The sequence below is a fragment of the Shewanella cyperi genome (assembly GCF_017354985.1).
GTDB lineage: Bacteria > Pseudomonadota > Gammaproteobacteria > Enterobacterales > Shewanellaceae > Shewanella > Shewanella cyperi.
In genome coordinates this window covers 2,930,268-2,956,395 of record NZ_CP071501.1, presented here as the reverse complement: position 1 = coordinate 2,956,395, position 26,128 = coordinate 2,930,268, and the positions used below count along the sequence as shown (strand labels likewise).

27 protein-coding genes are annotated in these 26,128 nt (G+C 54.9%); 23 read left to right on the top strand and 4 right to left on the bottom strand.

Features of this window, described 5'->3' with window-relative positions; genetic code table 11:
* The first annotated feature begins 4 nt into the window (after positions 1 to 4).
* Positions 5 to 928, top strand: coding sequence for a sterol desaturase family protein (locus tag JYB84_RS12925; protein ID WP_207320466.1), 924 nt, complete (start codon positions 5 to 7; stop codon positions 926 to 928).
* Positions 929 to 931: 3 nt separating this feature from the next.
* On the opposite strand, the gene rimK is transcribed toward JYB84_RS12925, so the two are convergent.
* Together rimK and JYB84_RS12915 are read right to left on the bottom strand one after the other, a co-directional pair.
* Positions 932 to 1,837: a 30S ribosomal protein S6--L-glutamate ligase gene (rimK, locus tag JYB84_RS12920; protein WP_207320465.1), complete on the bottom strand. Its 906-nt coding sequence runs from the start codon at positions 1,835 to 1,837 to the stop codon at positions 932 to 934.
* Positions 1,837 to 2,271 carry an ATP-dependent zinc protease family protein gene (locus tag JYB84_RS12915; RefSeq protein ID WP_207320464.1) on the bottom strand — a complete coding sequence of 145 codons (435 nt, stop codon included), beginning with the start codon at positions 2,269 to 2,271 and terminating at the stop codon, positions 1,837 to 1,839. The genes rimK and JYB84_RS12915 overlap by 1 nt, the downstream gene beginning before the upstream one ends.
* A 141-nt stretch (positions 2,272 to 2,412) precedes the next feature.
* Here JYB84_RS12915 and grxB point away from each other — a divergent pair, with 141 nt between their 5' ends.
* Positions 2,413 to 3,063, top strand: a complete 651-nt coding sequence (gene grxB, locus JYB84_RS12910; RefSeq protein WP_207320463.1) for a glutaredoxin 2 — start codon at positions 2,413 to 2,415, stop codon at positions 3,061 to 3,063.
* Between the two features lie 75 nt (positions 3,064 to 3,138).
* Here grxB and JYB84_RS12905 read toward each other — a convergent pair whose 3' ends face one another.
* The gene (locus JYB84_RS12905) at positions 3,139 to 4,275 is read right to left on the bottom strand and encodes a methyltransferase (protein WP_207323222.1); all 1,137 of its coding nucleotides are present in this window, start codon (positions 4,273 to 4,275) and stop codon (positions 3,139 to 3,141) included.
* Positions 4,276 to 4,340: 65 nt separating this feature from the next.
* On the opposite strand from JYB84_RS12905, the gene JYB84_RS12900 reads away from it, so the two are divergent.
* The 19 genes from JYB84_RS12900 to dinB all read left to right on the top strand — a co-directional run bounded on the left by JYB84_RS12900 (position 4,341) and on the right by dinB (position 23,488).
* Positions 4,341 to 5,006: an alpha-ketoglutarate-dependent dioxygenase AlkB family protein gene (locus JYB84_RS12900; RefSeq protein WP_207320462.1), complete on the top strand. Its 666-nt coding sequence runs from the start codon at positions 4,341 to 4,343 to the stop codon at positions 5,004 to 5,006.
* Between the two features lie 79 nt (positions 5,007 to 5,085).
* Positions 5,086 to 5,388 (top strand): BolA family protein, encoded by a 303-nt coding sequence (locus JYB84_RS12895; protein WP_207320461.1) that lies wholly within the window; start codon positions 5,086 to 5,088, stop codon positions 5,386 to 5,388.
* A gap of 141 nt (positions 5,389 to 5,529) precedes the next feature.
* Complete coding sequence (locus JYB84_RS12890) at positions 5,530 to 6,033, top strand: TRAP transporter small permease subunit (RefSeq protein WP_207320460.1); 504 nt, start codon at positions 5,530 to 5,532, stop codon at positions 6,031 to 6,033.
* A gap of 1 nt (position 6,034) precedes the next feature.
* Complete coding sequence (locus JYB84_RS12885) at positions 6,035 to 7,405, top strand: TRAP transporter large permease (RefSeq protein ID WP_207320459.1); 1,371 nt, start codon at positions 6,035 to 6,037, stop codon at positions 7,403 to 7,405.
* A 33-nt stretch (positions 7,406 to 7,438) separates the two neighbouring features.
* Positions 7,439 to 8,527, top strand: coding sequence for a TRAP transporter substrate-binding protein (locus JYB84_RS12880; RefSeq protein WP_207320458.1), 1,089 nt, complete (start codon positions 7,439 to 7,441; stop codon positions 8,525 to 8,527).
* A 122-nt stretch (positions 8,528 to 8,649) separates the two neighbouring features.
* Positions 8,650 to 9,159, top strand: coding sequence for an S-ribosylhomocysteine lyase (gene luxS / locus JYB84_RS12875; RefSeq protein WP_207320457.1), 510 nt, complete (start codon positions 8,650 to 8,652; stop codon positions 9,157 to 9,159).
* Positions 9,160 to 9,307: 148 nt separating this feature from the next.
* Entirely contained in the window at positions 9,308 to 11,326 is a 2,019-nt protein-coding gene (locus JYB84_RS12870) for a TonB-dependent receptor domain-containing protein (protein WP_207320456.1), read from the top strand.
* A 386-nt stretch (positions 11,327 to 11,712) separates the two neighbouring features.
* Positions 11,713 to 13,047 (top strand): Na(+)-translocating NADH-quinone reductase subunit A, encoded by a 1,335-nt coding sequence (locus JYB84_RS12865; protein WP_207320455.1) that lies wholly within the window; start codon positions 11,713 to 11,715, stop codon positions 13,045 to 13,047.
* On the top strand, positions 13,047 to 14,246 hold the full coding sequence (locus tag JYB84_RS12860; RefSeq protein WP_207320454.1) for an NADH:ubiquinone reductase (Na(+)-transporting) subunit B: 1,200 nt from the start codon (positions 13,047 to 13,049) through the stop codon (positions 14,244 to 14,246). Before JYB84_RS12865 ends, JYB84_RS12860 begins: the two co-directional genes overlap by 1 nt.
* Positions 14,239 to 15,024: a Na(+)-translocating NADH-quinone reductase subunit C gene (locus tag JYB84_RS12855; protein ID WP_207320453.1), complete on the top strand. Its 786-nt coding sequence runs from the start codon at positions 14,239 to 14,241 to the stop codon at positions 15,022 to 15,024. Before JYB84_RS12860 ends, JYB84_RS12855 begins: the two co-directional genes overlap by 8 nt.
* On the top strand, positions 15,024 to 15,656 hold the full coding sequence (locus JYB84_RS12850) for an NADH:ubiquinone reductase (Na(+)-transporting) subunit D (protein WP_207320452.1): 633 nt from the start codon (positions 15,024 to 15,026) through the stop codon (positions 15,654 to 15,656). The genes JYB84_RS12855 and JYB84_RS12850 overlap by 1 nt, the downstream gene beginning before the upstream one ends.
* A gap of 5 nt (positions 15,657 to 15,661) precedes the next feature.
* Positions 15,662 to 16,270, top strand: a complete 609-nt coding sequence (gene nqrE, locus JYB84_RS12845) for an NADH:ubiquinone reductase (Na(+)-transporting) subunit E (protein WP_207320451.1) — start codon at positions 15,662 to 15,664, stop codon at positions 16,268 to 16,270.
* 66 nt (positions 16,271 to 16,336) lie between these two features.
* Positions 16,337 to 17,569, top strand: a complete 1,233-nt coding sequence (nqrF, locus tag JYB84_RS12840; RefSeq protein ID WP_207320450.1) for an NADH:ubiquinone reductase (Na(+)-transporting) subunit F — start codon at positions 16,337 to 16,339, stop codon at positions 17,567 to 17,569.
* A gap of 54 nt (positions 17,570 to 17,623) precedes the next feature.
* A complete protein-coding gene (locus JYB84_RS12835) occupies positions 17,624 to 18,649 on the top strand; it encodes an FAD:protein FMN transferase (protein WP_207320449.1) in 1,026 nt (341 codons plus the stop codon).
* 3 nt (positions 18,650 to 18,652) lie between these two features.
* Positions 18,653 to 18,877 carry a (Na+)-NQR maturation NqrM gene (nqrM, locus tag JYB84_RS12830; RefSeq protein WP_207320448.1) on the top strand — a complete coding sequence of 75 codons (225 nt, stop codon included), beginning with the start codon at positions 18,653 to 18,655 and terminating at the stop codon, positions 18,875 to 18,877.
* Positions 18,878 to 19,057: 180 nt separating this feature from the next.
* On the top strand, positions 19,058 to 19,528 hold the full coding sequence (bfr, locus tag JYB84_RS12825) for a bacterioferritin (RefSeq protein ID WP_207320447.1): 471 nt from the start codon (positions 19,058 to 19,060) through the stop codon (positions 19,526 to 19,528).
* Positions 19,529 to 19,539: 11 nt separating this feature from the next.
* Positions 19,540 to 20,007 (top strand): bacterioferritin, encoded by a 468-nt coding sequence (gene bfr, locus JYB84_RS12820; protein ID WP_207320446.1) that lies wholly within the window; start codon positions 19,540 to 19,542, stop codon positions 20,005 to 20,007.
* Positions 20,008 to 20,319: 312 nt separating this feature from the next.
* Positions 20,320 to 22,323, top strand: a complete 2,004-nt coding sequence (locus tag JYB84_RS12815; protein ID WP_207320445.1) for a methyl-accepting chemotaxis protein — start codon at positions 20,320 to 20,322, stop codon at positions 22,321 to 22,323.
* Positions 22,324 to 22,423: 100 nt separating this feature from the next.
* Positions 22,424 to 23,488, top strand: a complete 1,065-nt coding sequence (gene dinB / locus JYB84_RS12810) for a DNA polymerase IV (protein WP_207320444.1) — start codon at positions 22,424 to 22,426, stop codon at positions 23,486 to 23,488.
* A 54-nt stretch (positions 23,489 to 23,542) separates the two neighbouring features.
* On the opposite strand, the gene JYB84_RS12805 is transcribed toward dinB, so the two are convergent.
* The gene (locus JYB84_RS12805) at positions 23,543 to 23,818 is read right to left on the bottom strand and encodes a hypothetical protein (protein ID WP_207320443.1); all 276 of its coding nucleotides are present in this window, start codon (positions 23,816 to 23,818) and stop codon (positions 23,543 to 23,545) included.
* A 608-nt stretch (positions 23,819 to 24,426) separates the two neighbouring features.
* Between JYB84_RS12805 and JYB84_RS12800 the strand changes: the two genes are divergently transcribed.
* Together JYB84_RS12800 and JYB84_RS12795 are read left to right on the top strand one after the other, a co-directional pair.
* Positions 24,427 to 25,272 carry an alpha/beta hydrolase gene (locus JYB84_RS12800; protein ID WP_207320442.1) on the top strand — a complete coding sequence of 282 codons (846 nt, stop codon included), beginning with the start codon at positions 24,427 to 24,429 and terminating at the stop codon, positions 25,270 to 25,272.
* 134 nt (positions 25,273 to 25,406) lie between these two features.
* Complete coding sequence (locus JYB84_RS12795; protein ID WP_207323221.1) at positions 25,407 to 26,099, top strand: aspartate/glutamate racemase family protein; 693 nt, start codon at positions 25,407 to 25,409, stop codon at positions 26,097 to 26,099.
* Positions 26,100 to 26,128: the final 29 nt, after the last annotated feature.

Below are 26,128 nucleotides of genomic sequence, written 5' to 3'. Positions count from 1 at the left end.
AATCATGGGCCTCGAAACTCTGGTATCCCACCCGGAATTTTTACTGCTGGCGCTGGCGCCGGTGTTCTTTCTCTTTATAGCCCTGGAGTGGTATCTGGGGGACGTTCGCGGCCGCCTGCCGGCCAGCGCCCGTTATCGCTTGCCGGAAGTGCTGTGCAACTTATCCCTGGCCGGTATGCACCAGGGGGCGGATCTGCTGGCCGGGCTCGCCATCGCCAAGCTGTACCTGTGGCTCTTTGGCTGGCGCTTGTTTGATATCGACATGAATTGGCAAAGCTTTTTACTGCTATTGCTGGCCCAGGATTTTTGCTACTACTGGTTTCACCGCGCCAGCCACAGGGTGCGCTGGATGTGGGCGGCCCACGTGGCCCATCACAGCTCGGAAAACATGAATTTTTCCACCGCCTTTCGCCAGAGCATGCTGTATCCGCTGGCGGGCATGTGGATGTTTTGGGTTCCCTTGGTGATCATAGGTTTCGATCCCGCCTGGGTGGTGTTTTCCGTGCTGGCGAGTCTGGGATTCCAGTTCTTTGTCCATACCCAACTGGTGGGTAAACTGGGCTGGCTTGAGTGGCTGTTCAATACCCCGTCCCACCACAGGGTGCACCATGGCAGCAATCCCCAGTACATAGACAAGAATTATGCCGGGGTGTTGATCATCTGGGACAGGTTTTTCGGCACCTTTGAGCCTGAAGTCGAAACCGTGCGCTATGGCATCACCAAGCCGGTGAACAGCTTCAATCCGCTTAAGGTTACCTTCGGTGAGGCCAGCGACATGCTGCGTGAGGCCAGTGCCCCGGATCTCAGCCTGAAGCAGCGCTGGCGTCTGCTGTTTGCGCCGCCCGCTGCCGCAGTCGCCGAGAACAGTGCCACAGGCGCTGAAAACGGTGACAGTTCTGAGATAACGGCTGCAGCAGACAGGGGCTGAAACTCAGCCGGTGCCCCGGGTTTTGGTGTTGTGGTGGGTTTGATGGGCCTCGATAAAGCCGATGATCTTGCCGGCCACGTCTATGCCGGTGGCCTCCTCTATGCCCTTGAGGCCGGGTGAGGAATTCACCTCCATCACCAGGGGGCCGTGCATGGAGCGCAGTATGTCAACCCCGGCCACGTTCAATCCCATGGTTTTGGCTGCCCGCACGGCGGTGGAGCGCTCCTCCGGCGTCAACTTGACCAGGGTGGCTGTGCCGCCCCGATGCAGGTTGGAGCGAAATTCCCCGGCGATGGCCTGGCGTTTCATGGCGGCGATGACCTTGTCACCAATCACGAAGCAGCGTATGTCAGCCCCGCCGGCTTCGGCTATGTATTCCTGCACCATGATGTTGGCCTTGAGGCCCATAAAGGCTTCGATCACGCTTTCCGCCGCCTTGCGGGTTTCGGCCAACACCACGCCTATGCCTTGGGTCCCCTCCAGCAACTTAATGACGCAGGGGGCGCCGCCCACCATTTGCAGCAGATCCGGCACGTCCGCCGGCTTGCTGGCAAAGCCCGTGACCGGCAAGCCGATGTTTTTACGTGACAAAAGCTGCAACGAACGCAGCTTGTCGCGGGAGCGGGTGATGGCGACGGATTCATTCAGGGGTTGCACCCCCATCATCTCAAACTGTCGCAGCACGGCGGTGCCGTAGAAGGTCACCGAGGCACCAATGCGCGGGATCACGGCGTCGAACTTCGGCAACACCTCGCCCTTGGCATGTATGCTGGGGGATTTCATATTGATGTTCATGTAGCAGGTGAGGGGATCGATCACCAGAACCTCATGGTCCCGTTTCCGGGCTGCCTCCACCAGGCGGCTGGTGGAATAAAGGTTTTTGTTACGGGATAGAATGGCAATTCGCATCAGTCTACTCCTGTTAAATAGGATGCCGCCGGATCCACCAGGAAGCGGCCATTGAGGGCTCTTCTGCCCAGCAACATGCGAAAACGCATGTTGTCGCGCCGGCTCAGCGTCAGCTCCAGTTCGAACTGATGGGCGCCCAATACCAGGCAGGTTTTGATCACATACCTCAGCTGTTTGTGGCCGCCGGAGTCAGTGACCAGGCGCCTGTCATGGACCGGAAACTCACAACGCACTGCGCGGGAGGATTTCTGTTCCGGATGGAGCCAGATCTCAACCCACTTAACCTTGTCACGGTAAAAAGGCTTGATTTTAAAGGCGTGCAGGCAAGAGGTTTTGGCGCCGGTATCTATCTTAATCTTGACTCTTTCATTGCCCACGTCCGGAAGTATGCCCCATTCACGCCAGCCTATGACCGGAAGTGAAGCTGCTGTCATGGTTCATCCTGTTGGAAGAAACGTGCACTGTTAAGGATAGTTGATGGGGCCCAGTGCCGCGATCAGTTCGCCCCCTATGTCCCCGGCGTGAAAATCGGGTAAGCTTTGGGCCATTCGCCCAAGGCTTGCCAAGGAAACTCAATGAAGCTGTTTGTGTTTGAACATTGCCCTTACTGTGTTCGCGCCATGATGCTGGTGGGATTTAAGGGACTGAGAGTCGAAAAAGAAATTCTGCAAAATGACGATGTGGACGCCCGTGTTGCCATGGTCGGTGCCAATATGGTGCCGATTCTGCAAAAAGCCGATGGCAGCTTTATGGGCGAAAGCCTGGATATAGTGGCCTATCTGGATGCTATGGATGGCGAACCTGTGCTGATTGACGCAGAGCATGAAGAGGCCATCAAGGCCTGGCAGGGGAGCGTGAGTTTCTATGCCAATCGCCTTATCTATCCCCGCACCGTGCGTTTGGGGCTGCCGGAATATGCCACTCAAGCTGCCATAGATTTCTACACCGAGAAAAAGAGTGCCCTGATTGAGATGAGCTTTGATGATGCGCTGGCCCACAGCGGGGACTATATCGCCAATCTGGAACCCCTGCTGTCCCACCTTGAATTTATCGCCTTGCCATCGGAGCGGGATGACCGCCTGGGATACGACGACATACTGCTGTTCCCGACCCTGCGCAACCTGACCATGGTCCAAGGACTTGAGTTTCCCCACAGAGTGCGGCGCTACATAGACGAAGTGGCGCGTCTGACCCATGTTCGCCTGTTCGATGATGCCGCCCTTTAAGGGGAGTGTGTAAGGGGACAGTGCGATAAAAAAGGGACCTGCCAGGGTCCCTTTTTTATTGGCGTCTTAAAGTTCTCAGCGCCATGCTTGCAGTATCACAAATTTGCCATTGCTGGCGACGGTTTTGCAGTTGCCAAACAGCCGCTTGAGTTTGATGTGATAGCCTAAATGGCGGTTGCCCACCACCTGCAGCAGACCACCGGGCTTGAGGCGTCGTTTGGCGTCGTTGAACATCTGCCAGGCGATATGATCTGTGATGGCTTCACCCTGATGGAAGGGCGGATTGCAGAGGATGAGGTCGGCGCTGATGCTCTCATCCAGGTGACTGAGGCAATCATCCCAGTGGAAGTGGCCCTTGTCCTTGAATCCGTTGGCCTTCCAGTTGGCCTCGGCACTGGCGACGGCCATTTCGGACTCATCGACAAAATGTACCTGGGCCTCAGGATATAACTGTGCAGCCCGCAGACCCAAGACCCCGTTACCGCAACCGAGATCGATGACCGACCTAAAATTGTCCGTCGGCATGTGTTCCAGCATCAGACGTGCACCTATGTCGAGCTTGCTCGCTGCAAACACATTGCTGAGGTTGGAGAGGGTGAGATCATATTCGGGAACAGACCAGCGGCTGATGCTCAATGGTGGCCGTGGTTTACCGTCGGCAACGACGGTGATGATCCGGGTCTTTTTCCACGCCAGGCTTGCCTGGGCAGGGCCCAGATGACTGCCGATATTCTCCAGCAGCGCCTTGTTGATGGATTTGGCCTTGGCACCGATAAGCACCCGGGTGCCGGCCGGTAACAGACCGGACAACTGCCGCAGCTGGTCGGCCAGGAAGTTCAGGTTTTTTGGCAGCTTGGCGAGTACCAATCCCGGTACAGGCAAGCTGGCCAGTTCACGACTGGCATGAAAACCTGTGTTTCCCGGCGCCAGGTCATTGAGAGTCAGGTTGGCCTGGGCTCCCAAATGGCCGGTGCGGGCATCGGAGCAAAACAGCAGCTCGGTCTCGGGCCAGCGCTGTTTAAGGGAACAACAAAGGGCGCCGAAGCTGTCGTTCAGCAGCATCACTGGCCCCTTCGGCAATTCCCCTGCTTCGCTAAGGTGTTGCAGCAGGTGCTCGTCAGCGGCATCCCAGGCCTGCAGGTTGGCATCGGCCGTTTCAGGATAACGGCGCAGTTGCATTTCGATACCGGCGGCTGAAAATCGGGTGGTCATATGGCAAAGTAACAGATGAGCAAAACGGGGATTATCGCAGATCCCAACCACAGAGGCGATGGTAAATGTCAAAGGGCGTACAACTGGATTTTGGCTTGGGTGATGCCGAGATGCCGCCCATGACTTATATTCCGGGATTTCTCGACCAGACAAGACAGGATGCGTTGTGGGCCGAGGCCGGCACGTATCCCTTTGAGAGTCCGTCGATTAGAGTCTACGGCAAGTGGCACCCCATTCCCAGGCAGCAGGTGTGGTTTGCCGATCCCGGCTGCGACTATGTCTATTCTTCGCTGCTGGTAAAGGCCTTGCCCTGGCCGCCGCTGGCGGCGAGGCTTCGGGCCAAGCTGGAGTGGGAGCTGGGTTTTGTCAGTAACGGTGTGCTGGTCAACCGCTATCGCAGTGGAGAGGATGCCATGGGCTTTCACAGCGACGACGAACCCGAGCTGGTGCCCGGCAGTGATATAGCTTCCATCACCCTCGGGGCCAGCCGTGAGTTTGTGCTCAAGGACAAGCTTACGGGGCGGCGGCTGAGCCTGGTACTGAACAGTGGCGATCTGCTGCTGATGCATCATCCCATGCAGCAGCATTGGCAACACGGCCTGCCCAGATGCAAGGGTGTCGGCGAGCGGCTGAACTTCACCTTCAGGCTGCTTACCCCGGGATTTCACGGCACTGCTATTCACGGCACTGCTAGTGGATCAGCTGAACGACCGGCAAAACTAACCGGCTAGAGTGGCCGGCAAGATTGACCGGTAAGAATGACGGCAGTAACCTTGCGCACATACCAAGCCTCAAATTGCGGAACAGAGAATGTCTTTAGCCCAAATCATTGAAACCAAGCTGACCCAGGCCCTGGCGCCCACCCATCTTGAGGTGAACAACGAGAGCCACATGCACAATGTGCCACCGAATTCAGAGACCCATTTCAAGGTGATTGTGGTCAGTGAGCATTTCAGCGGTCAGCGACTGTTGGCCCGCCACCGGGCGGTTAACCAGGCCCTGGCTGACGAGCTGGCCGGCGGCGTCCATGCGCTGGCGATGCACACTTATACCCCCGAAGAATGGCAGGCCCAGGGGGCGGCTCCCGACTCGCCCAAGTGCCGCGGCGGTTGATTCGGCTGCTGTGATATGACAAACCACGCTCATGCGTGGTTTTTTTATGTACAGCCGACAATCCACAGGGCTTAACGGCTGTTTATTCATTGTGTTTTTTCTGTTATCAATAGGTTGCGATTTTTACGGATAACAAGAGCAATGAAACACTTAATTGAATGGGCCGAGGCGCTGACCGAAGGTTGTGGCCGGCTTGCGGGTTGGTGCAGCCTGGCTATTTTGCTGTTGACCCTGACCGTGGTGCTGTTGCGCTACGTATTTGGCATCGGCGCCACCGCCATCCAGGAAACGGCCCTTTATCTGCACGGCGCCATTTTTACCCTGGCCGCCGGTTTTACCCTCAAACGTGACGCCCATGTGCGGGTTGATGTTTTCTATCGCCGTTTTTCGGCCCGCAGTCAGTGCTGGATTGATTTTCTCGGCGCTCTGCTGTTCCTCTTCCCCCTGGCGCTGACCATTTTCGGTTTCAGTTGGGCTTATGTGTTGGGCTCCTGGCGCATTCACGAGTCCTCGGTGGAGGCCGGTGGTCTGGCCTATGTCTACCTGCAAAAATCCCTGCTGCTGGTGCTGTCCACCAGCCTGGTACTGGAAGGACTGGCTCAGCTGTATCGCAAGGGCATCAGCCTGAAGCGGGGGGAATATTGATATGGCGCTGGCATTGTTTGCTGTTATTTGTCTGGTGCTGATGCTGGGTTACCCCGTGGCCCTGACCCTGGGGGGCACGGCGCTGCTGTTTGCCTTTATTGCCAGCCTGTTTGGCGAATTTGACCTCAGCCTGCTGGGGCTGCTGCCGAACCGCATCTATGGGGTGCTCAACAACGGCATACTGATGGCGGTCCCCCTGTTTGTGTTTATGGGCGTGGTGCTGGAAAAGTCCCGGGTGGCAGAACAGCTGCTGACCACCATGGCGGCGCTGTTTGGTCGTTTGCGTGGTGGGCTTATCTTCAGCGTGTTTTTTGTCGGCATGTTGCTGGCGGCCAGTACCGGCATTGTGGGCGCCACAGTGGTTACCATGGGGCTGATGTCGCTGCCGACCCTGCTTAAACGCGGCTATTCCCCGGAATTCAGCGCCGGTGCCATTTGTGCCACCGGTACTCTGGGGCAGATTATCCCGCCCTCCATCGCCCTGGTGCTGCTGGGGGATGTGCTGTCCAATGCTTATCAGCAGGCACAGCTGAAAATGGGGATCTTCAATCCCAAGTCGGTGTCCGTCGGTGATCTGTTTGCCGGAGCCCTGATCCCCGGGCTGCTGTTGGTGCTGCTGTATGTGTTGTATACGGCATTGATGCTCTGGTGGCGGCCAAACGCCTTTGGCAAAACAGAAGAGGCCACCGGGGCTGAGCCCATATCATGGGGTCAGGTGCTGACGGCACTGCTGCCGCCCATGCTGCTGATTTTTTTGGTGTTGGGGTCAATTCTGTTCGGCATAGCTACCCCCACCGAGGCCGCATCCGTTGGAGCCGGTGGTGCTCTGGTCATTGCCCTTATCAAGGGACAGCTGTGTCGGCGGGTGCTGGGTGAGGTGATGCAGGCGACGGTCAAGATCACCTCCATGGTGTTTTTGATCCTGATTGGTGCCTCGGTGTTTTCCCTGGTATTTCGCGGTCTTGGCGGTGAGGAGCTTATCCATCAGCTGTTTTCCAATATGCCCGGTGGCGTGATTGGTGCTATGGCTCTGGTGATGTTGGTGATCTTCCTGCTCGGCTTCATTTTGGACTTTATCGAGATCACCTTTGTGGTGGTGCCGCTGGTGGCGCCGATTTTGCTGGCAATGGGGCTCGATCCCGTGTGGCTTGGGATAATGATCGCCATCAACCTGCAGACCTCGTTTTTGACCCCGCCCTTTGGCTTTGCACTCTTTTATCTGCGGGGTGTGGCAGGGCAAATGGTCAGCAGTGCCCAGATTTATCGCGGTGTGGTGCCCTTTGTCGCCATACAACTCTTGTTGCTCTTGGTGCTCAGCCTGTGGCCTGCACTTGCCACCTGGTTGCCGGAAGTGATTTATGGTCAGGGCTGAGTCCCCTGACAAAATGAAAAAGGAGTCGTTTGTATGAAATTCAGGATAGGGACGGCATTGCTGGCGGTAGCCATGCTGCTGGGCTGTAATCAGCAGGACGGACAGCAAGCGGGCAAAGCCCAGGCTGAAATTAAACCCATAGAATGGAAGCTGGCCACCTCCTGGCCAAAGAATTTCCCGGGCCTTGGCATGGCGCCTGAGCGGTTCGCGACCATGGTGGAGGAGATGTCCGCCGGCAGACTGAAAATCAAGGTCTACGGTGCAGGGGAGCTGATGCCGGCGTTCGAGGTATTCGATGCCGTCAGTCAGGGCACGGTGCAAATGGGACACTCGGCTGCTTATTACTGGAAGGGCAAGGCGCCGGCGGCGCAGTTTTTCACCTCCATTCCCTTTGGTCTTAACGCCCAGGAAATGAATGGCTGGTTCACCTACGGCGGCGGCCAGCAATTGTGGGAGGAGGTTTATGCCCCCTTTGGCATACTTCCCTTGCCGGGCGGTAATACCGGGGTGCAAATGGGCGGCTGGTTCAATCGTGAAATCAACAGCATGGAAGATCTTAAGGGCCTGAAAATGCGCCTGCCGGGGCTCGGTGGTGAAGTGCTCAAACGGGTTGGTGGCGTGCCGGTGACCCTGCCGGGGAGGGAACTCTATACCGCGCTGCAAACCGGTGCCATTGACGCTACCGAATGGGTGGGGCCCTTTAACGATCTGGCCTTCGGCCTGCACAAGGCCGCCAGGTATTACTACTATCCGGGCTGGCATGAGCCGGGTTCATCACTGGAGTTTCTGATTAACCAGCAGGCCTTTGCGGCATTGCCCAATGATCTGCAGGCCATAGTCAAAGGGGCCGCCAAGGCCATCAACCAGGATATGCTTGATGAGTACACAGTGCGCCATGTGGCGGCGCTGGATTCCCTGATCAATGAACACGGGGTGCAATTGCGCCAGTTCCCCGAGGACGTGATGGCACAGCTGCGTAAGGTGTCCGCGGAGGTGATTGCCGAGCAGTCGGCCCAGGACCCCATGATGGAAAAGGTTTACAAGGCTTACAAGGAATATGAGCAGGGCGTCAGGCGCTATCACGCCATTTCCGAGGATGCCTATACCCGGCTGCGGCAATAATTGGCGTCAGCCAACATGAATATTTCTGAGGATGGGCGGCGGGTCAGGGCCGTGTAGGCCGGCCGCCTTTGATGCTATGCTAGTTCCGGGCACAGACCCAGGTTAGAGATTGGAGATCCAGCATGCCGTTACTTGACAGTTTTACCGTCGATCACACCCGTATGAATGCTCCCGCTGTGCGGGTGGCCAAGACCATGAAGACCCCCGGCGGTGATACCATTACCGTGTTTGACCTGCGTTTTTGTGCTCCCAACAAGGACATTTTAAGCGAGCGGGGCATTCATACCCTGGAGCACCTGTTTGCCGGCTTTATGCGTGATCACCTGAACGGTAACGGCGTGGAAATCATTGATATTTCGCCCATGGGGTGTCGTACCGGTTTCTACATGAGCCTGATAGGTGCCCCGGCGGAAACAAGGGTGGCCGAGGCTTGGCTGGCCGCCATGGAAGATGTGCTCAAGGTGCAGGATCAAAAGGCTATTCCCGAGCTCAATGAGTATCAATGCGGTACCTATGAAATGCATTCGCTGTCCCAGGCCCAGGATATCGCCAGGGCTGTCATCGCCGCAGGCGTCAAGGTTAACCGCAATGACGAACTCAAACTTGCCGACGAGATTTTAAACAGGCTGTGACATTTTGACACAGTGTCAAGAAAGCGGCGATTGCCGCTTTTTTTTATGCCCCGATTGGGATAGCTTAGCTTTATCAAATAATTCTAATACGGCGAGGCGCTTAACCGCATCCATCGCCCAGCGCTATTTTTTCGGGTGAATAAGCATAATGAAGCCAAGTTCGGCGAACCGATTTTTCCTGCTACTTTTTTATTGTCTCTTGCCGTCTTTGGCCATAGCCAACGACAGCAATACCTTACAATCAATCAAGCTTGATAGCTCGGTGGCGGGACAGTTCCACTACGGTACCCTTACGCCCCTGCTGGATCTGCTGCCCGGTATCAGCCAGGTTCCCGGAGATTATCCGGAAAGTGATTTTCGTCTGTACCATGGCCGTGCAGCGACACTGTCCCTTGATGGCATCACTTTGCTTGCCGCGCCCTTGACCGCCCCTGCGTTGGAAATCCCTCTGGGTGTGGAGTTTATCGATACCCTGGCGCTGTGTAATGGGGCGGCTGATTGCCACCAGGGCGATATTCAGCTGTCCAGCCGCGCCTTAAGCAAGACTGGAAATCGCTTTGGATTGGAACTTGGTGACCGGGATGCAGGCAAGGGTGACATCGGCTGGTACCAACAAGGTGACGGGGTGGAATTTATGTTGCTTGGTCAATATGCCAGAGGCCAGGATGACCAGCAGTGGCAATACCGCGAACCCCAGAGCGATTCACAGAAGCGCCTGCTGATGAAAATGGCGGCCAAGAGTTTGCCAGGGGCACGCCAATGGCAGCGCACCGAGCTCAGTTACCAGTACAGTTATCGGGATGCGTTTGACTCCCCCTGGGGGAAGTCGTTTACCTCAATAGTGGCGCCGGAGCCTTTCCAGGCGACGGCGGCCGACAGGGTTAAACAGCAGGCCCACAGATTCCTGCTGGATCACAGATTGGGCGCTGCTGGCGTGCGGCAAACCCATACCCGACTTTACTACCAACAAACGGAACGCCAACAACGCTCTCTGACTGACGGGGAGGAGACACCTGTTGATATGCTTGACGCGCTGGCCCTTGCCTCGCAAGTGACCCCTTACTTTTTTGAAGGTCAACAGGGCGGAATCGATGCGGACCTTTTGGCTTATGGCCTGCGTATTGACAGTCGGCCGGCGGACTCAGAGGGCGTTCATTACGGTCTGGGGTTTCAGGAGGACAGTGGCGATTACCATCCCCGGCAGGCTGGGATGCTGTGGTCGCAGGGGGAAATGAACCTCGAATCCCCTGTGACGGGCCTATCAATTGCTGATTCCGGCAGACAATTGGCGGCAAATCTGGGGGCTGAGTTCAGGTTAGCGAGCGTTCACCTCGGGCTGGACTTGGCATATCTCGACAGCCGCATTGAGCGCAACATAGGCCCGGGCGACGAAGGCTTGGAAAATGACGCTGCTGCCTTGCAAGCCGGCGAGTGGGTGAACACTGACTTTCAGGACAGCAGCTGGCAGCCATCGCTGCAGCTGAGCTATGGTCTCGGAAACTGGTCCCTGACCCTGGCCAGCCGCGCCGAGTGGCAAGCCCCGGCCGCAGGCAACAGTGCTATGCGGCCCCAGAAGTCCTGGCACCATAGCGTGAGTTCCAGATGGCAGGGGGAAAACCTTGCGCTTGAAGCCACCCTTTGGCAGCAGAGTTTTGCCAACTGGCATCTGGACTGCCGAACCATTTTGGCCTGCAACTCTGAGTTGATGTTGCAGCAATTTAACCTGCAGGATGTGGATGCCAGGGGCGGACATCTGACACTGGATACCCAGTGGCACAGCGGTGACTGGCATTGGCCTCTGAGAGTCAACTATGACTTCAGCCACAACGGGGCCGAAGCCAACGCTTGTGTGGACAATCTTGGCCTGTGTGCCGGCGAGGATGGCGCGCTGGGTTGGTTGCCGGAGCACAGTATTACACTGATGGCCGGTGTGCGGTACGCCAATCTGAGCCTGACCCTTCAGGGGCAATATGTTGAAATGCGTGATGCCGAAATCGACGGGGTAACCCGGGTCGACCTCAATCTGGATTATCGGCTTGGCAATCACACGTTCTTCCTGCGGGCCGAGAACCTCAGTGGTGACAACGGGCCTCAGATAAGGGGGCCATTTGGTGTGCAAGCGGGGGCAGATACTGCCGTATTTTTGGGCTATCGCTGGCAAGGGTGATCCAGCTCCCATTGCGACAATTTAACCCTCCGCCATACAAAGCCCGGTTTATGCCGGGCTTTGTGATCTTGATTGCCGCAAGCGCTTGTTAAATTAGAAGTTAAGATGTTGCTTGCATTAATAAATTTTAATGATTAGGGGACCGGTTAAAGGGGCGGGAAAAGTGTGGCAAAAGGGTGTAATTTCAACATTTTCCCGTTTAAATGCGCCTATAATTTTCGTGGCGATGGCAATGCAATTGGGGTAAAATGCGCGCGACCAGCGTGATTGCGATCGCATTTCTGTGATAAATCAGCGCTAATTCCAGGCGAACGGTTTTGTTTAAAACCGGCTGTTTAACCGGAACGCGGCGCATTGTCTTTCCTTCAAACGTAGTGCATGTGGATATGATTACAATTAAGAAAGGATTGGATCTGCCCTTAGCAGGTGGACCAGAGCAAGTTATCCATGATGGCCCAGCCATTAAACACGTAGCTACATTGGGTGAAGAGTATATTGGCCTGCGTCCTACCATGAAAGTCAAGGTAGGCGACAAGGTTCAAAAAGGTCAGGTGATTTTTGAAGACAAAAAGAATCCTGGCGTGAAATATACGGCTTTGGCCAGTGGAACTATTTTCGAAATCAACCGGGGCGCCAAGCGTGTTCTGCAATCTGTGGTGATTGAGGTCGAAGGCAACGATGCCGTCGCCTTCGCCAAGTATGATGCGGCAGCACTGGATTCGCTTGAGTCGCAGCAAGTTCGCGACAACCTGATCGAATCAGGTCTGTGGACTGCACTGCGTACCCGTCCTTTCAGCAAGGTACCCGCTGTGGATGCCATCCCGGCCGGTATTTTTGTCACCGCCATTGATACCACCCCCCATGCTGCGGACCCTGTTGTGGTGATCCGTGAGCACAAGGACGATTTTGCCAACGGCCTCAAGGTGCTGGCGAAGCTGACCGAAGGAAAGGTTTACCTCTGCAAGGCACCCGGTGCCGATGTTCCGGCCGCCAACGCCGAAGTACATGAATTCGCCGGTGCACATCCTGCAGGTTTGGCTGGTACTCATATCCACTTTATTCTGCCTGCCTCTGCCCACCGCAGCGTATGGCATGTTGGCTACCAGGACGTGATCGCCATTGGTCAACTGTTCACCACAGGTGAGCTGAACACCAACCGTGTGATTGCCATTGGTGGTCCAAAAGCGGCCAAGCCGCGTCTGGTCCGTACCCGTCTGGGTGCCAGCATCGAACAGCTGGCTGCCGGTGAAGTGCAACCAGGTAACGTGCGCAGGATTTCCGGTTCTGTGCTCAACGGTCGTACTGCCTCGGGTCCACAAGCATTCCTGGGACGCTACCATCTGCAGCTGAGCCTGCTGGAAGAAGGTACAGAGAAAGAGTTCATCGGTTGGATGCTGCCCGGCGCCAACAAGTACTCTATCACCCGCGCCTTCCTCGGCCACCTGTCTCCTTCACGTCTGTTCAACATGACCACCAGCACCGGCGGTTCTGATCGTGCCATGGTGCCAATCGGCAACTACGAGCGCGTCATGCCACTGGACATACTGCCAACCATGTTGTTGCGCAGCCTGCTGGCCGGTGATACCGACGGTGCAGTTGCTTTGGGTGCGCTGGAGCTGGATGAAGAAGATTTGGCACTGTGTACCTTTGTTTGTCCCGGCAAGTATGACTACGGTTCTTATCTGCGTAGCTGCCTGGATACCGTGGAGAGGGAAGGCTAATGAGCTTGAAAGATTTTTTTGAGCGTATTGAACCGCAATTTGAAAAAGGCGGTAAATACGAGAAGTGGTACGCGCTCTTTGAAGCCGCGTACACCATCTTTTATACGCCAGGCAAGGTGAACAAGGGCCGCACCCACGTTCGCGATAACCTCGATCTGAAGCGTATGATGATCACTGTGTGGGCCTGTGCCTTCCCGGCGATGTTTGTTGGTATGTACAACGTGGGTCTGCAGGCGCAAATCGCCCTGGCGGCCGGTTTCGGTACTCCGGATGTGTGGCAGGTGGACCTGTTTGGTCTGTTTGGCACTCAGCTGACCGCTGAATCCGGTTGGGCCGCACTCATGTGGTATGGTGCCTGTTTCTTCCTGCCTATTTATGCCGTGACTTTCGCCATCGGCGGTATCTGGGAAGTGCTGTTTGCTGCCGTACGTGGTCATGAAGTTAACGAAGGCTTCTTTGTTACCTCCATCCTCTTTGCCCTGACCTTGCCCGCGACTATCCCTCTGTGGATGGTGGCTCTGGGTATCACCTTCGGTGTGGTGCTGGCCAAAGAAGTGTTCGGTGGTACCGGACGTAACTTCCTTAACCCAGCCCTGGCCGGTCGTGCCTTCCTGTTCTTCGCCTATCCGCTGAACATGTCCGGTGACACTACCTGGGTTGTGGCCGATGGTTACTCAGGCGCGACTGCCCTGAGCCAAGCTGCTGCCGGCACCCTGGACTACGCCTTCAACCAGAGCTGGTGGGATGCCTTCTATGGCTTTATTCCCGGTTCTGTTGGTGAAGTGTCTACCCTGGCTATCCTGCTCGGTGGTCTGGTCATCATCTACACCCGCATCGCCTCCTGGCGCATCGTCGGTGGTGTGATGCTGGGTATGATTGCTGTGTCCATGCTGCTGAACCTTATCGGTTCCGATACCAACCCCATGTTTGCCATGCCTTGGTACTGGCATCTGGTGCTGGGTGGTTTCGCCTTCGGTATGATGTTTATGGCGACCGACCCTGTGTCTGCGTCATTCACCAACCAGGCCAAGTGGGCCTACGGTGCCCTGATCGGCGCCATGGTGGTGTTCATCCGTGTGATTAACCCTGCATTCCCAGAAGGTATGATGTTGGCGATTTTGTTTGCCAACCTGTTTGCACCACTGTTCGACCATTTCGTGGTTCAGGCGAATATCAAGCGGAGGATCGCCCGTGGCTAGTCATAAAGATTCGTTCGGAAGAACGCTGTTTATCGTTGTTGGCCTCTGCCTGATCTGCGCGGTATTCGTATCCACTGCCGTGGTGATGCTCAAGCCAACCCAGGAAGAAAACAAACAGCTGGATAAGCAAAAGTACATTCTGGAAGCTGCCAGCCTGGTCGACGCCAAAGCCGAGAAAGTCAGCAAGGCACAGATCATCGACACCTATAAGAAGTATGTTGAAGCCCGTCTGATCGATATCAAGACTGGTGAATTCATCGCAGGTGATGCGGAAGCTTTCGATCAGAAGAAGGCTGCCCGTGATGTGAAGACCTCTTTCGTGCCCGAGAATGACATTGCTTCGGTCAAGCGCGTTGCCGATCAGGCCGTGGTGTACCTGGTACACGACGACGCCGGTAAGCTGACCAGCGTGATCCTGCCGGTTCACGGCTATGGTCTGTGGTCAACCATGTACGCCTTCCTGGCGGTTGAGCCTGACATGAACACTGTCAAGGGCCTGGTTTACTACGATCAGGGTGAAACTCCAGGTCTGGGTGGTGAAGTTCAGAACCCCAAGTGGAAGCATCTGTGGCATGGCAAGAAGCTGTATGATGAGCAAGGTAAAGTGGCCATTTCCGTGACCAAGAACCCTGCTGTTGCAGCCTCCATTCACGGTGTGGATGCCCTGTCAGGTGCGACCCTGACCAGTAAGGGTGTACAGCACTCACTTGATTTCTGGCTGGGTAAAGAAGGTTTTGCGACTTTCATTGAAAAAGCACGCAACGGAGGGCTGAGCTAATGGCCGATTCCAAAGAACTGAAACAGGTTCTCACCGGACCTATTCTGAACAACAACCCCATTGCACTGCAGGTGCTGGGTGTATGTAGTGCCCTGGCGGTAACCAGTAAGCTGGAAACTGCCCTGGTGATGACACTGGCGCTGACCGCGGTAACTGCGTTCTCTAACCTGTTCATCTCCATGATCCGTAACCACATTCCTAGCAGTGTGCGCATCATTGTACAGATGACCATCATTGCCTCTCTGGTAATTGTGGTGGATCAGGTGCTGCAGGCCTATGCCTATGCCATCTCCAAGCAGCTGTCGGTGTTCGTGGGTCTTATCATCACCAACTGTATCGTGATGGGCCGCGCCGAAGCCTACGCCATGAAGACACCGCCAATGATGAGCTTCATGGACGGTATCGGTAACGGTCTGGGTTATGGTGCCATCCTGATGTCTGTTGGTGTTATCCGTGAACTCTTTGGTAACGGTTCGCTGTTTGGTGTGGAAATCCTCAGCAAGGTCTCAGATGGTGGCTGGTATCAGCCAAACGGTCTGTTGCTGTTGCCACCCAGTGCGTTCTTCCTGATCGGTGCGCTGATCTGGGTAATCCGCACTTACAAGCCTGACCAAGTTGAAGCAAAAGGATAAGGTCAATGGAACACTACATCAGTCTGTTAATTCGTTCTGTTTTCATTGAAAACATGGCGCTGGCCTTCTTCCTCGGTATGTGTACCTTCCTGGCGGTATCCAAAAAGGTGACCACAGCCATGGGTCTGGGTATTGCGGTTATCGTGGTACTGGCCATTTCGGTTCCCGCCAACCAAATCATTTACCAGGGCCTGCTGGCTCCCGGCGCACTGGCCTGGGCTGGTTTGCCTGAAGCGGATCTGAGCTTCCTGAAGTTCATCACCTTCATCGGTGTGATCGCAGCCTTGGTACAGATCCTGGAAATGGCGCTGGATAAATACTTCCCGCCACTGTACAACGCCCTGGGTATCTTCCTGCCGCTGATCACTGTGAACTGTGCCATTTTCGGTGCCGTATCCTTCATGGTTGAGCGTGACTATAAGCTGGGCGAGAGCGTGGTATTCGGTATCGGTTCCGGTATCGGTTGGGCCCTGGCTATCGTGCTGATGGCCGCCGTTCGCGAAAAGCTGAAGTATGCCGATGTTCCCGATGGTCTGCGTGGTCTGGGTATTACCTTTATCACTGCCGGTCTGATGGCGCTGGGCTTTATGTCGTTCTCTGGTGTGTCCCTCTAAGGGACACTCAAAGAAGGCGATTAATTTAGATCTTCTGATTAATTTAGACCTTCTAAGGATAAGTTAATGGATAGTAATATTATTTTTCTGGGCGTCGGGATGTTCACCGCGATCGTTACGGTCCTGGTGCTGGTGATCCTGTTCGCCAAGTCCAAGCTGGTTTCCAGTGGCGACATCACAATCGGTATCAACCATGATCCCGAGAAGGCCATCACTACCGGTGCCGGCGGCAAGCTGCTGGGCGTACTGGCAGATAACGGTATCTTCGTATCTTCTGCCTGTGGTGGCGGTGGCTCCTGTGGCCAGTGCCGCGTGGTGGTTAAGTCCGGTGGCGGCGACATTCTGCCAACCGAACTCGACCATATCAGCAAGGGTGATGCCCGTAAGGGTTGTCGTCTGTCCTGTCAGGTAAACGTAAAATCTGACATGGAGATCGAGCTGGACGAAGAGATCTTCGGTATCAAGAAGTGGGAATGCGAAGTTATCTCCAACGATAACAAGGCAACCTTCATCAAGGAACTCAAGCTGGCCATCCCTGATGGTGAGTCTGTGCCTTTCCGTGCCGGTGGTTATATCCAGATTGAAGCCCCTGCTCACCACGTCAAGTACGCCGATTTCGACGTACCTGAGAAATACCGTGGCGACTGGGAACACTTTGGTTTCTTCAAGCTGGAGTCCAAGGTTGATGAGCCGGTGATCCGTGCTTACTCCATGGCCAACTACCCTGAAGAATTCGGCATCATCATGCTGAACGTGCGTATTGCCACGCCACCACCACGTAACCTGAGTCTGCCTTGCGGTAAGATGTCGTCTTACATCTGGAGCCTGAAGGCCGGTGACAAGGTGACCATCTCCGGTCCATTCGGTGAGTTCTTTGCCAAGGATACCGATGCAGAAATGGTATTCATCGGTGGTGGTGCCGGTATGGCCCCAATGCGTTCGCACATCTTCGACCAACTCAAGCGTCTGAAGAGCAAGCGCAAGATGAGCTTCTGGTACGGTGCCCGCTCCAAGCGCGAAATGTTCTACGTGGAAGATTTCGACGGTCTGGCGGCCGAGAACGACAACTTCGTATGGCATGTGGCCCTGTCCGATCCTCAACCCGAGGATAACTGGACCGGTTACACCGGCTTCATCCACAACGTATTGTACGAGAACTACCTGCGTGACCACGAAGCCCCGGAAGATTGTGAGTTCTACATGTGTGGTCCTCCAATGATGAACGCGGCCGTGATCGCCATGCTCAAAGATCTCGGTGTCGAAGATGAAAACATCCTGCTGGATGACTTCGGCGGTTAATGCCAGTGTCCCCCGGCTTGCCGGGGGACAAATCGCAAAGAGATGCAGGTCCCAATGAAAAAGACCTTATTAAACTGGCTGGCCCTCGTCGGGCTGGCCTTTTTTATTTCAGCTTGTGCCAAAGAGCCCGAGCTGATTTCACTCGCCGGCAACACAATGGGAACCACCTACCATATTAAGCTGGTGCCCAATGCCAAGGTGCCGAAGGCCGACAAGCTGCAGGCCGAGATCGATACCGCGCTGGAGTTGGTCAACGATCAGATGTCCACCTACAGGCCTAAGTCCGAACTCAGTCAATTCAACCAGTTGCCGCTGGAGCAGAGCATAGAGGTGTCAGACGACACCATCAAGGTGGTGCGCGAAGGCATGCGCCTGTATCAGGTAACGGGCGGCGCCCTGGATATCACCCTGGGGCCACTGGTGAACCTGTGGGGCTTTGGTCCCGACAAGCGCCCGACCCATGTGCCGACTCCGGCCGAAATTGAGGCCGCCAAGGCCCGCACTGGCATAGATCAGCTGTCCATTGAAGGCAACAGGCTGTCCAAGCACAATGCCATGCTCTATGTGGACCTGTCTTCCATCGCTAAGGGCTTTGGGGTCGACAAGATTGCCCATGTGCTCGACGGTTACGGAGTCAGTGGCTATCTGGTGGAAATAGGCGGAGAATTATCGGTAAAGGGCACCAAGGCCGACGGCAGTGCCTGGCGGGTGGCGGTAGAAAAGCCCACCAGCGAGGGCAGGGCCATATCCCAGGTGATAGCGCCCGGTACCATGGCCATGGCCACCTCCGGTGACTATCGCAATTACTATGAGGAAGAAGGCCAGCGCTTTACGCACCTTATCGATCCCCGCAGCGGTTATCCCATCAAGCACAAGTTGGCGTCGGTAACCGTGATGCACAAAGACTGCATGACCGCCGATGGTTTCGCCACGGCCATGATGGTTCTTGGTACTGAAGCGTCACTTGAGCTTGCCAAACGCGAGCAGCTGGCGATAATGCTGATTGAAAAGCAGGGTGAGGGTTTCAAGGTCTTCTACAGTGATGCCTTCAAACCCTATCTGATAGGCGAGCAGGAGTAGTATATGAGCACCTTTATTGCGGCATTTGCCGTGTTGATGCTGTTTTTCCTGTTGATGTCCGTGGGATATCTGATCCGGAAAAAAGTAGTGCAGGGAAGTTGCGGCGGACTGGGCGCCCTCGGGATTGAAAAAGCCTGTGATTGTGATGAGCCCTGCGACAGACGCAAGGCCCGTGAGGCCGCCAAGGCCGAACGCGAAGAAAAGCTGAACAAGCACAGGATCATCTGATCTGAAACGGCTCCCACGGGAGCCGTTTTTGTTTCTGCTTGGAGCGAAATTCAATTCTGAACAATAATTATTCTTGTTCTATATAATTTTGAAATAAAACGATAAATTTGAGAAATCGGCACTTGTGTACTAGCTTGAAATAGTTGATCTGGATCAAATTTCAGCCAAGGGACACTCACCATGAAAGGCCAAGCCAATGTTGTGGCTCAGTTAAATAAGGTACTTACCGCCGAACTGACCGCAATCAATCAATATTTTCTGCACGCACGCATGTTCGGCAACTGGGGGCTGGAAAAGCTCAACGGCAAGGATTACAAAAAGTCGATTCAGGACATGAAACATGCCGACAAGCTTATCGAACGTATTCTGTTTCTCGAAGGACTGCCAAACCTGCAGCAGCTGGATAAGCTGCTGATCGGCGAGCATGCCCAGGAAATGCTCTCCTGCGACAAGGATCAGCTGGAGCAGGAGTTGCCCCTGCTGCGCGCGGCCATCGCCCTTTGCGAGCAGGAGCGGGATTATGTCAGTCGCGACATTCTGGAGGACATTCTCGAGGATGAGGAGGAGCACCTGGATTGGCTGGAATCCCAGTTTGATCTCATCCGCATGACAGGCCTGCAGAACTATCTGCAAAGCCAGATGGATGACTAAGGAGGCAACAGATGAAAGGTCAACCCGAAGTGATTGCCGCGCTCAATGCCTTGCTCACGGGTGAGCTGTCCGCCATGGACCAGTATTTTGTTCACGCCCGCATGTACGAGGATTGGGGCCTGAATGAGCTCTATGAACGTATCAAGCATGAATCCGATGATGAGCGGGAACACGCGGCGAAATTGGTATCGCGGATCCTGTTTTTGGAGGGCACCCCGGATGTCGCCAGTCGCGATAAGTTGCACATAGGTTCCAATGTCAAAGAGATGCTGGAAAACGATCTGGCCTACGAGAAGAAGGTGGTCGCCCACCTGCGTGAGGTAATCGCCCTGTGCGAGCAGAAAGGGGATTATGTCAGCCGCGAATTATTGGAGTTGCTGTTGGATGAAACCGAAGACGATCATCTCTACTGGTTGGAGAAACAGCTGGGATTGATAGACAAAGTCGGTCTGCACAATTACCTGCAGTCCAAGATGTGATCCTGATTGTTCCCGATGGCCAGCGCTCGCTGGCCTTTTTGTTGCTTTTTTGTGCATCAATTGCAAGTGAATCACTATTTAGTGCTGATATGGTAATCGAATGTGTTTTCTTGTTGCTGTTTCTTGGTGTAAATATCTGCGTGTCGCAAAATCCCTGTCATTTCCCAGTGTTAAGGTCCCGTCTTTCTTGGTAGATTGGAATATTCCGGATCCGGCTCACACTTTGGCATTTTGATTTGCCCTGGATGGCAATGGCAGTAGCCAGTGTGGAACGCCGCCGGAAATGACAACAATAATAGATAGGATAAGAACATGGGATATATCAAGCGTTCACTGAGCCTGCAGTTGGTGCTGACCCTGGTGGGGGCCCTGGCCGTGCTGCTTACTTTGGTCGCCGCCTTGCTGGTTAACCGCGCCAGCGATTCCACCCGTCAGGAAGTGGACACGGATATCAGTGGTCTGGTGCAGCTGAAAGGCAACGAGATCCGCAGTTATTTCATCGCCAAGGGACAGGTGATCCATTCGATTTTCGCCGAACCCGGGCTGCGCAACTGGTTTGCCAACTACAGGGACCGGGGCAGCAACCTGGATATGGACCGCCAATATCGCGACATAGTCCAGTATTTCCGCTTTTTCTCCGATAAGGACAGCGACATAAAATCGGTGTTCTTCGGCTCCGCCAACACCTTCGAATATTTTGATCTCAATGGCCGCTATAGCGGTGATCCCAACTATTACACCAACAAGCGCCCCTGGTGGCAGGAAGCCATAGACAAGGGCGGTTTGTTTGTGGGCGATCCGGCTGTGGATGCCAACGACGGTTCCATTTCTGCCACGGTGAAAACCCCCGTTTATGACGACAAGGGTAATTTGCTCGGTATAGGTGGCATGGACATTCTTATCGATACCATAGGCAAGCATCTGCTGGGCCCCATCAAGTATCAGGGCGAAGGCCAGGCCTTCCTGATGACAGACGATGGCAAGCTGGTGTATTTCCCCGGCTTCAACAGTGCCTTCCCTCCGGGGTCGCAGATTGACAAGATCGATGGCCTGGCCGGCGACAACCAGGGCTTTGCTGCTCTGGGACGCCTGATGCGCCAAAACAAACAGGGCTTTGCCGAAGTGGACTATCAGGGGGAGCCGCAGCGGGTGGTATATACCGCCGTCGGTGGTGACTATCCCCAGCAGCAATGGCATTTGGCCTTTATGTTGCCCACTTCTGCCATTGAAGCGCCGGTGCGGGCCGCCTTTTGGGATGCCTGCCTGATGGCCATTGGTATCATGTTGCTGGTGGGTGTGACCGTGTGGTTGCTGCTCATTCCCCTGCGTCGCCAGCTCAGCGCGCTGTTGGTAGCCATGGAGGATATCGCCCGCGGTGATGGCGATCTCGCCAAACGCATCGAGATAGAGCGTGAGGATGAACTGGGGCAAATGGCCACCGCCTTTAACCGTTTTGCCGAGAAGGTGCAGCGGATGCTGATAGATACCCGCGCCCTGACCCGGGATGTGGGTGATGGCATCATAGAGGCACGCAAGATTTGCGATCTGGCGGTGGGCGCTGTCTCGACCCAGAAACACCAGATTGATTCGGTGGCCACGGCAGCCACGGAAATGGCCCACACCAGTCAGGAAATGGCGGCCACGGCCCAGCGCACCAGCGACTTTGCCGAGCAGGCCCAGCAGCAGGCCCGCGATGGCCGTAAGATAGTGACCGAAGCCACCGCAGGTATTCAGACCCTGTCGATCCGGGTCACCGAAGCCGCCAGTGTTATCAAGGCCCTGCGCGCCAGTTCCGAGCAAATCGGTGAGGTGCTCAGCGTGATCCGCGGCATCGCCGAGCAAACCAACCTGTTGGCGCTCAATGCCGCCATTGAGGCGGCCCGTGCCGGTGAGCAGGGCCGCGGCTTTGCCGTGGTGGCGGACGAAGTGCGCACCCTGGCATCCCGCACCCAGGATTCTACCGCCAATATTCAGGGCATCATCCAAAGCCTGCAACAGGGCGCCCTGCAGGCCGAATCTGCCATGGAAGCCGGAGTGGAGCAGGCGAGCGTGGGTGAGAACCTGACCAGGAAAGTGGAGCAGGCCCTGTTTGACATCACCTCGGCCATTGAGTCGGTGCAACAGCAAACCACAGACATTACCGTGGCCATAGGCCAGCAGGCCGTGGTTGCCGAAGAGGTGGCCCAGAACGTGGAGAATGTCCGCTCCCTGTCGAACGATTCCCACAGTGCCAGTGAGGATCTGGCCGGCACCCTGAGGGCCTTTGAGCAATTGACCCAGGCCCTGACCAAGAACATAGGTCAGTTCAAGATCTGAGCCTCCGAATTTAAAAGGCGCCTGCGGGCGCCTTTTTTATTGCCTTCATCCTGTTTACCACTGTTTATCTATACAGTATATTGATGGATGGAGGTGTTTGGTGAAAAAAATCATTCATATCGACATGGACTGCTTTTTTGCGGCGGTGGAGATGCGCGACTTTCCCGAGTATCGCGACAAGCCCCTGGCCGTCGGCGGTGCCAGCGAACGCCGCGGGGTGATCAGTACCTGCAATTACGAGGCGCGCCGCTTTGGTGTGCGTTCGGCCATGGCCACAGCTTACGCCATGCGCCTGTGTCCCGACCTTATCCTGGTGCCGGGACGGATGGAGGTCTACAAGCAGGTGTCGCAGCAGATCCGTGCCATCTTTGACCGATACAGCGACCTTATTGAGCCCCTGTCGCTGGATGAAGCCTATCTGGATGTCAGCGACTGCCAGTTGCACCAGGGCTCGGCCACCCTGATAGCCGAGGCCATTCGGGCCGATATACTGGCGGAAACCGGGTTAACCGCCTCGGCCGGGGTGGCACCGGTGAAGTTTCTCGCCAAGGTGGCCTCGGATCTCAACAAACCCAACGGTCAATACGTGATAACACCGGCGGCGGTGGCCGGGTTTGTCAGTGGCCTGTCCCTTGGCAAGATCCCGGGTGTCGGCAAGGTGACCCAGGAAAAACTCAAAACCCTGGGGTTGGAAACCTGTGCCCAGGTGCAGGCCTGTTCACCGGCCATGCTGGCACAACACTTTGGCAAATTCGGCGCTGTGCTGTGGGAGCGGGCCCACGGCCGCGATGAGCGCGGCATCTCGCCCCACAGGGAGCGGAAATCCGTTGGGGTAGAGACCACGCTGGCGAAGGACATTCACAGCGAAGCCGATTGCTTGCAGGTAATGGCTTCACTGATCCCCGAACTCAATCGCCGTATAGGTCGCAGCGGCAGTGCCCGGCGTATTCACAAGCTGGTGGTCAAACTCAAGTTCAGCGATTTTCGCCAGACCACCATAGAGCAGCGTGCCGACGAGCCCTCGGTGAAGCTGTACCAGGCCCTGCTGTCCCAGGCGCTGACCCGCGCCGAAGGGCGGGGGATACGCCTGGTTGGGATAGCCGTGGGTCTGTCGGCCAGCGAAGCGTGCAGTGAGCGCCTGACCCAGTTGGATTTGGCGCTTTAAGACTCAGCTCTTGGCTTATAGAAATTGGCTTATAGAGATTGGTTTATAGAGAGATTAGAGTGGCGTATTGCAGCCGTCGCGCTCTTTGTCTTCAAACAGGGCCCGGTTTATCGCACCGGTGATCACGCTAAAAATCCCAACAATCAGATTGTCTTCGGCACTTGGTGTGCTGTCGGAACTGGTGTTTAAGCGGACATTTCTGTCATTGCTGGCCGCGCCGACCACAAAATCGCAACTGGCATGGGTGACGGCCGTTGAACTGCAACCGGCACATATCGAACTGACGCCAAGCAGTGCCGCAATTAAAACTTTCAGACGATTTGGGTTCACATTTCCTCCTTGAATCCGACATTTGCCCCGACATTGCTGTTGAAACTGGGCAACAGGCACGAAAAATAACAGATATGACGGTCTTATGACACAGAAATTAAAGCGAAAGTTCATAAGGCGCCGAACTATCAGCCAAGACTTCAGTCAATCCTGGGCAAGAGGTAAATTGGGAGAATGCCTCCCATCAATGGGAAGTTTGGAAATCGGCTTGACGATTGAACTTCGCTGAATAGTCCGCATAAGATGCAAAGCTACATAAGGATTTTGGATAAGAGAGGAGGGAGTCCATGATCAATATACTGGCTATTTGCGATATTCTGAGGAAACACTTTTCATTGCGGGCCGGAGGTCTGTATAACTGAACATTTGCTCTGCTCCGACCTATGCACCGAGCTCTGCACCGACCTATGCACTGAGCACTTCATAGCCGACAGCGGCATGGCATAGATAATTCATCAGGCACTTTATGCTTTCTGGGTGCATGTACATGGCCAAAGAATATTGCTTGACGTCAGCGAGGTGTAGACCAGACACACTGAGCTTGCTGTTTGAATAGCCAAAGCCAATCAAACGCTACAGTCAACCATGTGTATTTTATTGAGTAACTCATGAACAAAATTCTTTTATTAATTTTTATCGTTTTGATATCGGTATTGACCCCGGCAGTTTATGCGACTGGAACATTTGAAATTAAAAATTCGGAAATTCACACCATAGACTCCAAGGTACTAGGCCGCAAATATGATCTCTATATAAAACTTCCCAATGATTATTTTGATAAGGCCAATGAGTCGAAGCGCTACCCCGTGCTTTATCTCAACGACGGACCTTATACCTTCAAGGTCGCGGCGGGCGTGACACATTTTACTGCTATGGATAAAGCCATAGTTGTCGGAATATCTTTTGCTGATGGTGATGATGGACAATTCAGCCGGGTCCGGGATCTGACACCTGAAAAGGATAAGAGTTGGGTAAAGTATGAAACCGGTGGGGCGCCGGAATACTTGAAGTTTATTGAGCAAGAGGTTTTCACCTTTGTGGAAAACAAATACCGTATCAATGTCAATAAGCGAATATTGTCCGGGCAATCTTTGGGGGGATCTTTTGGTGCCTGGGTGCTGCTGACAAAACCGGAACTTTTCTCCGCTTATGTATTAACCAGCCCGTCGTTGTGGTTTAAGGATGACTTGATTTTTGCGATGGAAGAAAAGTATTTCAGCCAACATAACTCAATAAATGCAAAGGTATTTATTGCGACCGGGGCTATGGAAATCCCCGAATTCGGCTCACGAAACGATATGGTGGATGGTCATCAGAGATTTTTGCAACGTCTGCGCTCAAGGCATTATCAAGGACTACAGCTCATTGACGAGGTCATTGACGGGACCGACCATTACTCCACCTTCCCGGTCGGCTTGGCAAAGGGGCTTAGATGGATTTATCAGGATCTCTAGCCAATGGTGTTGGCCATGGAATAGGATTAGTCTGCTATTCCTAATGGTAAAACAGCCGCTGAATTGGGATGACTTATGCCACTGGATTTCGAGGCATGTCAATCAGTAAGCATGACTCATAGCAGGATGAAATGATGAAAACAATCGGCTTGTTGGGCGGTATGAGTTGGGAGAGTACCCAAGGGTATTACAGGGCCATTAACCAAGGCGTCAGGCAAGCCCTCGGGGGCCTGCATTCGGCGCAAATTGCCCTCTACAGCGTCGATTTCGAGCCGATTGAAAAGCTGCAACATGCAGGTGACTGGCAGGAAACGGCCAGGCTTCTCGCAGATGCTGCCAAAAGGGTCGAAGCCGCAGGGGCCGATTGCCTGCTTATCTGCACCAACACCATGCACAAGGTGGCGCCGGAGATAGAGCAAGCAATCACTATACCCTTGCTGCACATTGCCGATGCCACGGCAGAGTTGCTGGTGAATCAAGGCATCAACAAAGTGGGCTTGTTGGGTACCGCCTTCACCATGGAACAGGAATTTTATAAGGGACGATTGAGCGAGCGTTTCGGCCTTGAGGTGCTGGTGCCTGATGCTGCAGACAGAAAACGGGTCCATGAGGTGATTTACCGGGAGTTGTGCCTCGGTAAGATAATGCCCGACTCAAAGGCCGAATATCTGCGCATCATAGCGTCACTGGCAGAGGCTGGGGCCGAGGCGGTTATCCTGGGCTGTACCGAGATTGGTCTTTTGGTGGAACAGGCAGATACCGAGATCAGGCTGTTTGATACCACCGCCATCCATGCCGCCAAGGCGGTGGAGTTTGCTGTCTCGTAGTTTTTGGCGCCAATAAGAAAGCCACCCTG